This window comes from Demequina sp. NBRC 110053 (assembly GCF_002090095.1).
Lineage (GTDB): Bacteria > Actinomycetota > Actinomycetes > Actinomycetales > Demequinaceae > Demequina.
In genome coordinates this window covers 1,919,669-1,931,033 of record NZ_BBRJ01000002.1, presented here as the reverse complement: position 1 = coordinate 1,931,033, position 11,365 = coordinate 1,919,669, and the positions used below count along the sequence as shown (strand labels likewise).

Here is an 11,365-nt window from a genome sequence, read left to right as displayed (position 1 = left end):
ACATAATGCCTGCATGCTGAGGGGACGTGGGTAAGAAATGGCAGCAGATCAGGAGCCGTTTACTTTCAACTGGCTAGCGCTGAAGCTACTTGGCCGAAATCTCTACTCGAACCCCTGGTCGGCGCTATCCGAGCTCGCCGCGAATGGGCTCGACGCGGGTGCCCGAATAGTTTACGTGTATCTAGACGCAAGGGACAAAGCTTCAGCAACGATCGAAGTCATCGACGATGGCTCTGGCATGAGTCGCGAAGACATCAAGACCTACGTCAAAGTCGGGTTCAACAAGCGAGAGCACCAAGCGACCGCGGGGCCTGTGCCAGCACCCAAAGTGAAGGGCCGCAAGGGGATAGGCAAACTTGCAGCTCTCTACCTCACGCAGCACTTCTACCTCGCTACCAAGCACGCTGACGGAAGTTCCGAGTGGGAACTTGACGCGCGCGAGGACGCGATCGCGGATGATGATTTCCCCGCTTTGGCAACGACAGTCAGCCTGCACTCGACACCGAACGACGCACTATGGTCGGGCCTCGACTCAGGCACTCGGCTAACCCTTATCGACGTCGACCTCACCGGCTACGGCCCACGAGCGATCAGGGCACTCGGGTCACGCCTCGCCAACCAGTTCCTGCTGCCGGAGAGCGCGGCGCCACAGATAGTCCTCTGGGTGCAGACTGCCGACGGCGACACACCTGACTACGAGCCGGTCCGCAAGCAAGTGGCATTCGGGAACCTGGTCGAGATCGTCACAAACTTCGACGAGCCCAATCTCGTCCCCGCGCACTTCGAAACCGTTCCTCCCCATGTACGAGTGCCGGCGAGGGATCTGCCCGACGGGGAGCACATCGTTACACAGCGCGTCTCAATCCTCTCGGCAGAGGACATCCAGGCCGAGGCACTGCAGGAGCTTGCCGGGTCGGTGGACCGAGAGAGCCGCACGTATCATGGCCGACCGTACGCTCTGACCGGCTGGATCGGCGTCCACGCCACGATTGTGAGCGAGGAGGCACAGAAGAACGACCCCCGTTTTGAGAAGAACAAGTTCTACAATCCGGCTCAACTCCGCGTCTACGTTCGCGACAAGCTCGCGAGCGAGCATCTTCTCGGACAACTCGGCATCACCGGCACCTACATCAACTACATCGAGGGCGAGATCTCATTCGACCTGCTCGACGACGACACCTTCGATGACATCGCTACGTCGAACCGCCAGGACTTCGATCAGACGGATCTCCGAGTGACGCTCTTGCGCGGTCTCGTGCGCCCGATCGTCCTCGGCCTGATCAACAAACGCGACCGAATCGCCACCGAGATGTCCCAGCAAGCTAAGGCAGCGAAGCAGCGTGCCGACGGGCTCGCCAAGCAACAGTTCTCAGACCAACTAGAAGTGGATCTCGCACGCCACCGGGAGATCCCAGAGGAGACCCGCGCCGAGCTGCAAACCGTGATCGTGAATAAGATCGAGGGCGACGTCGCGGTGAAGCGGGACTACAGGGTCTTCATCTCACACTCGACGGACGACCTGCCATTCGCGCGTTTCATCGACGAGGCGCTCCGGACGCGCGGAGCAACGCCTGACGAGATCTTCTTCACGTCTCGGCCCGGCGAGACAGCACAGGTGCTCGATGACCGTGCGCTCGGCATCGTCATCAAGGAGTGCATCACGAGCGCCAACACGCTCGTCTTCTACCTGACCAGCAAGCACTTTCGAGCGAGCGAATTCTGCTTGTTTGAGGGAGGAGCGGGCTGGGCCACCCGGGCCGTCGGCGACTACCTCAAGCTCAACATGGAATTCGATTCGATTCCCGCTTTCTTGACGAACGGCCGGCCTGAGCTCTCAATGATCGTCGGCGACTCAATAGAACTGACGGCCACGCTCCACAACTACATCGTCGCCGGCGTCCTCAACCCCATGGTCGAACACTTGAATCGCGGCCGCGCCATCGCAGGCAGCGATCTGATTGCACCCTTCTCCACCGCGCTACTTCCCACGGAAGTCGAGATGAACGCAGACGGCTCAACTCCCGAGGACTACTTCGATCCCGATATCGCCGCGCAGTGGCACCTCCTCGTCGAGCCCGAGGTCGACGCCTACCTCGATACGTACAAGCGCGACACCGCGCGCGGTTCGTAACCGTGCCGACCTTGAGAACGTCCACCGGGGCCCCGGCGTATAAGACGAAGTCGACGACCGGGATGCCAGCCCTCTTGAGCGCATCGGCTAACCGCTCGCCAACCCACCCGGACGACGCGAGAACGCCGATGTCACCCCAGCCCGTCGAGACCTCCGTCTGAACTTGCTCGACGTGGTGCACCAGCAGTCGGTCCATCTCACTCTTGGTGACGCACTCGACGACGCTCGGCGCTGGGCCGGTCTGCGGAGTCGCGGCGGGCCGCTCGCCGCGCGCGATCTGGTACCGACATGCCGGGGCACCTCTTCACGCGATGGACGCGTGACGGCCAGCACCGCACCCACGTGCGCACGGCTTCGGGAGCGAAGGTGAGCCACGTCTTTGTCGCGACGGGCAGAGCGGCGGCCGAGCCGCGTTTGGATCGCGAGTACCGACATAGAAGAGCCAAGCGCCGGTCTCCAGCCAACTCGGCGCCTAGCTCCCGCCGAGCAATCCCTCGGGGCGGGGCCAGACACGTGCCGCAACCTCCGAGAGCACCTCACCTCGTGCACGAATACTCTCTTCGGACCATGCCACCTCGGCGGCAATCGGGACATTGAGCATCACCGAGCTTTGCTTCGCAAATTCTGGACGTTTGTGGTCCCACCCCAAGTTCGACACGGAGCCATTGAAGTGCTGCGTCACGAGCGTGAGGTTGCCTATGCGATTGAGCGCGAGGTCTCGTTCAGACGAAGCATGAAGCCTCTCCACCTCGTCCAGCTCGGCCGGGAGGGGCCAGTGCTCCTTCCACGCTTGCGGAAGGATGTGTTCGACTTGAAGCCTCCCGTAGTCGATCACGGCTGGCGCCTGCTTCCGGTCGTCGGCGCGCATTCGGTCGTCGAGCGCTCCAAGGACAAGTCTCTTCCTGAAAGCGGCGAGCCTGAAGAAATTCGAGGTGCGAAGCGCGTCGCCGAGCTCTGCATCGGACGGCCATCCAGCAGACTCAAGCGCGTCGACGATCGCGACCGCGATCTCGCCCGGCGCGGCGTCTTTCGCGTTCTTTAACGCTCTGACGAAAGTCGCGCCGTAGTTGCGGGTCGCCCAATTGCCAATCATCCGGCGCACGGTGAAGGACTCCACGGCAAGAACAGCGGTCCGTTGGTCCGCCAGCGAGAGCTGGTCCTCCGGCAGAGTTCGCAACCACGCGAGCAGCGGGACCGCGGTGAGAATTCCCAGTTCGACCAGCCGGGAATAGGCCGTTCGTAGGCGTACATCGGACACAGCGAGCGCGCCGTAGACCTCTCGATATGCCTGTGCGAACTGGCTCAGGTCACGAAGCAGTGCCTCCGTCTGTGGCTTTCTGGTATCGAGGTAGCGCCGGACCTCGGAGTACAGGTTCCCTACCGTCACCTCGCTGCCAGTGGTAGCGGTGAGCCACACTGAGAGAAGTACGTCGCGGCGACCACGTTGCGCATGTCCAGTACCGACGCGCTCCTTCCACCAGGCATCGTCGAACTGCGACCAGTAGAGGTCGTAGACAGCCTCAAGCTGTTCGGTTCGGGCAAACTCCGCTCGCAGGAAGATGAGGTTCTTGACTAGGTCCGAGGCGGACAGCTTGGTCTGCCGACCATTGAGGACCTCGAAGATGACCTGTGCGTCGTCGTTCTTGTCGAGATCGATGACAACAATCTGGAACAACGTGTCAACAGCGTCCACGAGCGCGCGCAGACGCTGATCCCGAGTGTCGCCGTCGAAGTCTTCCAGGTACTCCCGGGTCGCGTGCGCGAAGTACTCCCGTGCCAACAGATACGGGTGATCATGTCGACGGTAGGCAGGAACCGCATCTTCCATCAGCGCGGGCCAGTAAGCGCGGTCGTCGCGACGGGGCCACAACTTGTAGACATCCTCAGGGACAGCACCGCTGTCCTCGTCGTTGGAGATCATCTTGCGCAGCGCCTTCGCCTTGCCGCGCAGCGCGCCGGTCTGGTCGCCCTCAAGAACAACGTCCAACAAGCCACGGATCAGTAGTTGAACAGTCGTCAGGCGCTGCTGCCCATCGATCACGGACCGGAGCGCCACCCCGCCTGCGGGGAAGGGCAAGGTGTCACACACCACGGCTCCCAGAAAGTGCGGCGCTACTCGCTCCTCGTCCGGCACGGCCTCGGTGCGCTCGGCGAACTCCCTCACATCGAAGAGTCGACTGGCCGTCGACGCCAGGTCTTCGAAGAGCAGCTCCCACTGAGCGTCCCGAGTCCACTCATAGCTGCGCTGGAAGGTTGGAATGATGTAGCGCCGCTCGGGCTTCAGAATCTCACCCAGCGACCATGTCTTCGCGTGCACGTTGTAAGCCCCTCATGAGTGTTTGCCGTGTCCCACCTTCCCACGCCCGGGACATGATTTGCCCAAGTACACTCCGCGACGTGGGCCGCCCCGCGGGGGTGCGAATGTAAGCCCCGCCAGCGGCTGCTCCATATCGGGCTTGCCCGGCTCGCCGACGAGACCGCGTGCTTCTATTCCTTGGCAGCCCATTGCACAAGACCCTCGCGCGGCGCGGAGTTCTGAGGGCGGCACCCGGCGCCCTCGATCTCGATCGCCCAACTCGGGGCCAGTCTGAAGTACCCGGGCCGCGGGATTGGCGCACTTGCACGCGCCGACGCGCAACACCGCATCGTCGAGATCGGGACCACCGTCCCCGTAACTGTCAATGCATGAGTGCTGTGGCACGCAATGAGAGAGCAACACCGCACCAGGTCCGCAACCTCCCCGCCCACGCAACCACCGCATCGGCCCGCAGCAATCCCTTGCCGAAACCCCAGGTACGGGAGTACAGTCCCATGCTCGTGCGCCGGAACGTCCGGCGCCGCCCAGCACAGGAAGGACGCCGCCATGAGCTTCGATGCCACGAGCTCGGCCACCGCCGGCTTCTTCCTGCACGCCTATCCTCTCCGCGACCAAGCGCTCGAACCGCGCTTCCAGGTGTCGCGTCGAGAGGACAATCAGCCCACGCGCTGACCATCGCTGTGCCCACACGACCGTGGGCCCACATGGCGGCGCCGGGCGACACGCGCCGCTGAGCCGCAGGCCACCTGCCTGCCGTCCGGCCGCAGCGTGACTCCTCTTCAGCACCGCCATTCTCGTGCGCGCGCACGCCTGCTCGCCACGACGTCGGACCGGCTCCACTGGACCCGGCCGACACCTCCATCACCATCACCACACAGAAAGGCACGAATCATGGAGAAGCTGAACGCTCGGCTTCTGAACTGGGCATCCATCCTGGATCCCCAGACCAAGCAGCAGGCGATCACCACCTCGACCATGCCGTTCATCCACCCGCACCTGGCGCTCATGCCCGATGCCCACCTGGGCCTCGGCGCGACCGTCGGTTCGGTGATCCCCACGCTGGGAGCCATCATCCCGGCGGCCGTGGGGGTCGACATCGGATGCGGCATGATCGCGGTGAGGACCCAGTTCACCCAGGGCGACCTGGAGGGCAAGGACCTCGCGGACCTGCGGCAGCAGATCGAGCGGGCCATCCCCCTCAGCGCCGGCGGCAGGAACCGGACGATGCGCGACACGGCTCAGACGCGGGTCAAGGCCCTCGAGGCCCTCGCCACCGACGAGCAGCTGGCGCGGATCGACGGGCCCTCTCGGCACTGGCGGCTGCAGCTCGGCTCGCTCGGGTCGGGCAACCACTTCATCGAGGTGAGCGCCGACGAGGCCGGCCGGATCTGGTTCTTCCTGCACTCCGGGTCGCGGGGCGTGGGCAACCGGATCGCTCAGCACCACATCGCGGTGGCCCACACCGTGATGTCGCGGTACTGGGTGACTTTGCCGGACAAGGACCTCGCCTACCTGGTCGAGGACACCCCTGAGTTCGACGAGTACATCGCGGATCTGCTCTGGGCGCAGGCGTACGCCCTGGCCAACCGGGAGGAGATGATGGACCGGGTGGTCGACCAGTTCGAGCGGTGGATGTCCGCCGCGACGGGCACGGAGGTCACGGTCGATGAGCAGCAGCGGATCAACTGCCACCACAACTTCTCCGCCAAGGAGAGGCACTGGGGCAAGGAGGTCTGGGTGTCCCGGAAGGGCGCCATCGCCGCTCACGACGGCGAGTGGGGGCTGATCCCCGGATCGATGGGCACGGCGTCGTACGTGGTCACCGGCCTGGGCAACGCCGTCGCGCTGCACTCGTCTCCCCACGGAGCGGGCCGGGTCTACTCTCGGTCCAGCGCGCGGAGGACGTTCACCCAGGACGACCTCCGGGCCTCCATGGTGGGCATCGAGTACCGGGACACGGACGCCTTCATCGACGAGATCCCGGCGGCGTACAAGGACATCGATCAGGTCATGGCCGACGCGGCCGACCTGGTCGAGATCCAGCACACGCTGCGGCAGCTCGTGAACGTGAAGGGCGACTGACGCGGGCTCGCACCCTCCGGCAATCCAGCCTGGGGGTGCGAGCCGCGGTCACCACGCCTCGTGCACGTACCCCTGCTCTCCCGCTTCGACCAGGTTGAGGCGGGGCGGCACCACGAGGGGGAACGTGATGGGGGCGCCTACCCTGAGCGCGGGCGTCGGAAGTGTCACGCCGGCACCGGCCGCCTCCTCCTGGTGGTCCAAACAACGGGCCTGTCCACCTCCCCCGCGTGAGGCACGCAGGCGGAGGAATGGCCAGCGCCTCTAGTGAGTTCTACCTCTCGCCATGCGGCGCCCGCGGCGCGAGGCACCATGCCGTGGCATACCACCGCGTCGGACTCGTCAGCTACTGTGACGGGACATCACCAAAGGAGTCGATTCCCATGCAGTCCCCGGAGGACGCTAACCAGGTCGTCTGGTCCCGCGTGGAGCAGGACTTCCACGTCGCCAGCACCCCCGGAGCCTTCCTCGGGTGCATCGACAGGGATGGCGAGGGCTACGCGGCCCACGATGCCCACACGCAGCTCATCGGCTCGTACCCCACCCTCGACGCCGCAATGTCCGCGGTGATCGCCCACTCCACGGAGGCGGCCAGCGCATGACCTCTGAAGCCACACCTATCTATTCGGTGGTCTACTCCAGCACGGCCACGCGTCACATGGACGATGACGACCTCGCTGACATCCTGGCCACCGCTCGCGCCTTCAACGAGAGGGAGAACATCACCGGCTTGCTGCTGTACCGCGCCGGTCGCTTCGTGCAGTTTCTCGAGGGCGACAAAGAACGCGTGCGCGCACTGCTGGCACGCATTGACAAGGATTCGCGCCACAATGAGCTTCGCGTACTCATCGACGGTGCGAGCACGTCGCGACAGTTCGCCGACTGGACCATGGGTTTCGAGCCCATGCGGGAGCCCACCGGACCGCCGCCCGAGGGCTTCCGCGATGCCTTCGACGACCTTGACAACGCCACCGAACCCCACGAGGTCATGCATGCGACGCAGGCCCTCAGCATGTGGTTCCGCCTGCGTTCCGGCGCGCACGGCTGACGGTTGGTACGGGCTCGAAGCTCTCACTCGACGGCCTTCGCCGTGGCGTGAGTCCGGTCGCCTCCTCAGCTACTCGCAGGCGATGGCTGCCGACCTAATCCGTCTCAATCCCGCCGAGGCGCAGCAGTGCCTGCTCCAACTCGTACGCCTCGGCCGTGCTCGCCCACAGATCGACTAGCCGACCGTTCTCGACGACGGACGCGCTGACACCCGGCAGGCCCCAGTTCCCGTAGTAGAACTCGACACCCTCGACGCTGCTGGTAGAGAACCCACTCGAGATCCCCACGGCCTCGATCTCCACTGTCGAACCGTCCGGGAAGATCAGGGACGAGCCTTCGAGGTCGCAGCCCGGCTTGCCCATCACGGCAAGGTCGACCACGTCGATCCTTTGGATGTCGCAGCTCTGCAAGGCGTCCGAGCCTGGCGGCACAGCGACACCCTCAGAACCGCAGGCGCCAAGGCTGAGCACTGCCACGACGAGGGCTACCCCGAGGAGCGGCGCACGCACTTTGCTCATGAGCAGCACGCTAGCGCGACTCAATGATCACGACACCCCTGGATTCGAGCGGCTCAACCGCGCGCTCGGCTCCATGACCCTCCCCTGCACTCAGTCCCAATCTCAACGCTGAGAAGGAGGACGGATGGCGACGCAGCCAGCCGCACTAGGCGGCACGCTGATCATCCGCGCCGGCCCCGCGGGCCTTGCCGCCGCTCGAGCCCTGCGCGAGCACGGGATGCCCTCCACCCACGTCGAGCGCCACAGCGCCATTCGCCGGCTGGGGGACACCGACCATCCCGACTCGCCCATGTATGAGTCGGCGCACTGCCTCAGTCGCACGCCCCTCGCCGAGTTCAGTGGCGTTCGGACTCCGCGCGGCTGGGTGACGCCCCGCCCGTGAGGTTAGGAACCGGCGGCCACCCCCGCAGGCAGGTGGACCAGCCTCTCGGCGACGAACGGCGACGTCATCGCGCGCAGCAGCGCGGAGTAGTTCACGGCGAAGCGCACCTCGGTGCCGGCGGCGACGCGGGCGGGCGTCTCGAGGACCAGGTGGTCGCTGCTCGCGCCCAGCACGTGGAAGCCCACGGGCGGTGTCACGCCGTCCGGGTCCACGTCCTGGCGCCCGAGAGCGACGAGAGTCTGAACGATGGTGCCGCGCGAGCGCGACGCCGCCACGGCACCGAACGCCCCCTGGCCGCGCAGCCCCCACGGCTCCGTGGGCTTCTCGAGAGACTCGATGACCGGCGCGACCACGCAGAACGCGTCCTGTCGCAGACCTTCGATAGGCGTGCGCGTGAGCGGGTCGATGCCCAGCAGGATCGCCTCGCCCAGCCGCAGGTCGTTGACCTTGCCCACGGGCGCTCGCCCGAGCGCCCACGTGAGGTTTGCGGAGTTGCCGCCGCTCACGAGGGGCGCACTCACCCCGAACCGGATGCCGATCGTGGTGGCGAGCGCGGAGAGCTCCTTCATCTGGTCGTCTCCCGGAACCACCCCACTGCGGCACGCGAGGTTGGTCCCGATGCCCGCGAGCGTCACATGCCTGGTGCGGGACACGCGCCGCGCGACGTCCACGAGGTCCGCGACCATGACGCCCTCGCGCAGGTCCCCGAGCTCGACCATAAAGACCACGCCGTGGGTGATCGCGCGCTTGCCGGCGGCCGCGGAGAGCGCGTCGACCACGTCGGCGTCCGAGACCAGGCTCGACGTCGCACAGGCGACGGCGCGGTCGGCCCACTGCGGCGCGGGCGCCCGGAGCAGCGTCAGCGGCACGCGTACCCCCGCGTCGCGCAGCGCCTCGAGGTTGTCGATCCGGGAGTCGGCGATGCGCGTCACTCCCCCGCGGATCATCGCCTTGGCGATGTCGGGGGAGCCGAGCGTCGCCTTGGTGACCCCGGTGACGGAGATGCCGCGGCGCGCCAGGCGCGTCACGAGCACCCGCGCGTTGTGCTCGATCGCGCTGAGGTCGACCTCGATCCGCGGTGATATCACGCGGTCGCCACGATGGGACCAGCCATGTCGGTACCAGTCGCGACGTGCTCGCCCATCAGCGCAGGGAACGCTCCCGTGACCATCACCACCAGCTCGCTCGGGTCGCGCCACAGCGCGTCGGTGACCGGCAGATCTAGCTGCGCTTCGTGCAGAGCGACGGCTGCGCTCACCTCGACGTCGGTCATGTCCTCGTGGTTGATGGTCATGCCCACCACACGGGTGCGCCCGAACATCTCGATCAACGCGACCTCGCTGCCAGCCGTGGGCATCGCCACGTCCGGGTAGTCGCTCAGCACCGTGCGCGCGGGAGCGTGCTGCAGGATCACGCCGTGCGGCCGAGCGGCCCGCAGCACCACCGTCGAGCTGAGGTATGCAGGGTGGCTCAGCGCGCCCTGCCCCTCGATGACGATGACTCGCGGCCGCTCGGCCTCCCACGCGGCGAGCACGGCGCCCTCGAGCTCGCCCACCCCGAACTGAGCGGGGATCGCGTCGAGCGCCACGCCGTAGGCCGCACCCTGCATGAGCCCGGTCTGGCCCGTCCCGACCATGACGGTGGGGATGCCCGCGGCGTTGAGCGCCTCGGTGAGGATGGTGCACGTGGTCCGCTTGCCGATCGCGCCGTCCGTGCCGAGCACCGCGATCCGCACGCAGTCCACGGTGTCGATTGCGCCGTCGAACATGCGCAGATCCTTGGTGGGGCGCGGCCGGCGCACGTCGTGCAGCGTCACGCCCGCTACGTCGGCCGCGAGCGCAATCTCCACGTCGTCGGCAAGGAACTCGTGCAGCCCGGAGACGATGTCGAGCCCCTCGTCGATCGCCTCCAGCACCGCATCGCGATCCCCGTCGGACATCAGCCCGGACAGCGGCGCGAGGCCGAATATGAACACGTCGGGACGCGCGGCGGCGGCGAAGATGTCCGCCGAGTCTCGCGCTACGACGGCAAGTGCCGCGTTGAGCGTGGCGACCACGGGGATGCCGGCGTGCTGCCCGCCCAGGGCGACCCCCGCATCGGCACTGTCGCACGTGCTGTCGATCACGGCGACGATGCGGTAGCGCTCGCTCGAGCGCACCAGGCCATTCGCGGTCTTGCCATCGATGCCCGCGAAGTTGCCTTCGCAGTACACGACGGCAGAAGGTCTCGCGTCGACGAGCGTAGGCGCAGGAAGGCCAGGAACAGGTGAGGTGAAGCCAGACATGGGGAACGTCCTCGAGTCGGTGCTCAGAGGAGGCGACGGGATCGTTCCGGCCAGGAGGCCGGTGTCAACGAGTGGTCCCCACTAAGAAGGGTGGAGTCTCAGCATACTCCTGCGCGCCGGCACTCCCTGACCCGCCGCGCGCTGCCCGGCGCATGGATGGGCACACCGTACGATGTCGGTCAGTCTCAGCGTCGAGAGGACCATGCATGGCGGCAACTGGCGACACCCTGATCATCGGTGCCGGCCCCGCGGGCCTGGCCGCCGCGAGAGCCCTGCGCGAGCACGACCTGCCCTACGCCCACGTCGAGCGCCACGACGCGATCGGCGGGCTGTGGGACATCGACAACCCCGGCTCGCCCATGTACGACTCGGCGCACTTCATCAGCTCCAAGACGCTCTCGGGCTTCTCCGGCTTTCCCATGCCGGACGAGTACCCCGACTATCCGCACCACCGGCAGATCCTCGCCTACCTCAAAGCCTTCGCCGACCACTACGGCCTCACCGAGGCCGTACGGACCGGCACCACTGTCGAGCGCATCGTCCCGACGCGGAACGGCGCCTACGAGGCCACCTTCGCTGACGGCACCACCTCGACCCACACCAACGT

10 protein-coding genes are annotated in these 11,365 nt (G+C 66.2%); 6 read left to right on the top strand and 4 right to left on the bottom strand.

All coding sequences use genetic code 11. From position 1 onward, the window contains the following. Positions 1-37: 37 nt before the first annotated feature. Positions 38-2,131 carry an ATP-binding protein gene (locus B7K22_RS09045; protein WP_084039576.1) on the top strand — a complete coding sequence of 698 codons (2,094 nt, stop codon included), beginning with the start codon at positions 38-40 and terminating at the stop codon, positions 2,129-2,131. A gap of 472 nt (positions 2,132-2,603) precedes the next feature. On the opposite strand, the gene B7K22_RS09040 is transcribed toward B7K22_RS09045, so the two are convergent. Then, positions 2,604-4,448 carry a DUF262 domain-containing protein gene (locus B7K22_RS09040; RefSeq protein WP_084039575.1) on the bottom strand — a complete coding sequence of 615 codons (1,845 nt, stop codon included), beginning with the start codon at positions 4,446-4,448 and terminating at the stop codon, positions 2,604-2,606. Positions 4,449-4,994: 546 nt separating this feature from the next. Between B7K22_RS09040 and B7K22_RS12405 the strand changes: the two genes are divergently transcribed. From B7K22_RS12405 to B7K22_RS09025, 4 genes are all read left to right on the top strand, one after another. Then, positions 4,995-5,120: a hypothetical protein gene (locus B7K22_RS12405; RefSeq protein WP_255372172.1), complete on the top strand. Its 126-nt coding sequence runs from the start codon at positions 4,995-4,997 to the stop codon at positions 5,118-5,120. 219 nt (positions 5,121-5,339) lie between these two features. Continuing rightward, a complete protein-coding gene (locus B7K22_RS09035; protein ID WP_084039574.1) occupies positions 5,340-6,530 on the top strand; it encodes an RtcB family protein in 1,191 nt (396 codons plus the stop codon). A gap of 380 nt (positions 6,531-6,910) precedes the next feature. After that, complete coding sequence (locus B7K22_RS09030; RefSeq protein WP_084039573.1) at positions 6,911-7,129, top strand: hypothetical protein; 219 nt, start codon at positions 6,911-6,913, stop codon at positions 7,127-7,129. After that, the gene (locus B7K22_RS09025; RefSeq protein WP_084039572.1) at positions 7,126-7,575 is read left to right on the top strand and encodes a BLUF domain-containing protein; all 450 of its coding nucleotides are present in this window, start codon (positions 7,126-7,128) and stop codon (positions 7,573-7,575) included. The genes B7K22_RS09030 and B7K22_RS09025 overlap by 4 nt, the downstream gene beginning before the upstream one ends. Positions 7,576-7,669: 94 nt before the next feature. Here the strand turns inward: B7K22_RS09025 and B7K22_RS09020 are convergent, their stop codons facing one another. The 3 genes from B7K22_RS09020 to B7K22_RS09005 form a co-directional block, all read right to left on the bottom strand. Beyond that, positions 7,670-8,092, bottom strand: coding sequence for a hypothetical protein (locus B7K22_RS09020; protein WP_144276328.1), 423 nt, complete (start codon positions 8,090-8,092; stop codon positions 7,670-7,672). 384 nt (positions 8,093-8,476) lie between these two features. Next, positions 8,477-9,562: an alanine/ornithine racemase family PLP-dependent enzyme gene (locus B7K22_RS09010; protein WP_084039569.1), complete on the bottom strand. Its 1,086-nt coding sequence runs from the start codon at positions 9,560-9,562 to the stop codon at positions 8,477-8,479. Beyond that, complete coding sequence (locus B7K22_RS09005; protein WP_084039568.1) at positions 9,559-10,758, bottom strand: DUF1611 domain-containing protein; 1,200 nt, start codon at positions 10,756-10,758, stop codon at positions 9,559-9,561. The genes B7K22_RS09010 and B7K22_RS09005 overlap by 4 nt, the downstream gene beginning before the upstream one ends. A 206-nt stretch (positions 10,759-10,964) precedes the next feature. Between B7K22_RS09005 and B7K22_RS09000 the strand changes: the two genes are divergently transcribed. Further along, positions 10,965-11,365: NAD(P)-binding protein (locus B7K22_RS09000; protein WP_159448824.1), on the top strand; the 401-nt coding region annotated here is incomplete at its 3' end.

Excerpts from the sequence above, each read along its gene's own strand:
- B7K22_RS09045 (WP_084039576.1), top strand. The coding sequence starts at position 38 with ATGGCAGCAGATCAGGAGCCGTTTACTTTCAACTGGCTAGCGCTGAAG.
- B7K22_RS12405 (WP_255372172.1), top strand. The coding sequence starts at position 4,995 with ATGAGCTTCGATGCCACGAGCTCGGCCACCGCCGGCTTCTTCCTGCAC.
- B7K22_RS09035 (WP_084039574.1), top strand. The coding sequence starts at position 5,340 with ATGGAGAAGCTGAACGCTCGGCTTCTGAACTGGGCATCCATCCTGGAT.
- B7K22_RS09030 (WP_084039573.1), top strand. The coding sequence starts at position 6,911 with ATGCAGTCCCCGGAGGACGCTAACCAGGTCGTCTGGTCCCGCGTGGAG.
- B7K22_RS09025 (WP_084039572.1), top strand. The coding sequence starts at position 7,126 with ATGACCTCTGAAGCCACACCTATCTATTCGGTGGTCTACTCCAGCACG.
- B7K22_RS09020 (WP_144276328.1), bottom strand. The coding sequence starts at position 8,092 with ATGAGCAAAGTGCGTGCGCCGCTCCTCGGGGTAGCCCTCGTCGTGGCA.
- B7K22_RS09005 (WP_084039568.1), bottom strand. The coding sequence starts at position 10,758 with ATGTCTGGCTTCACCTCACCTGTTCCTGGCCTTCCTGCGCCTACGCTC.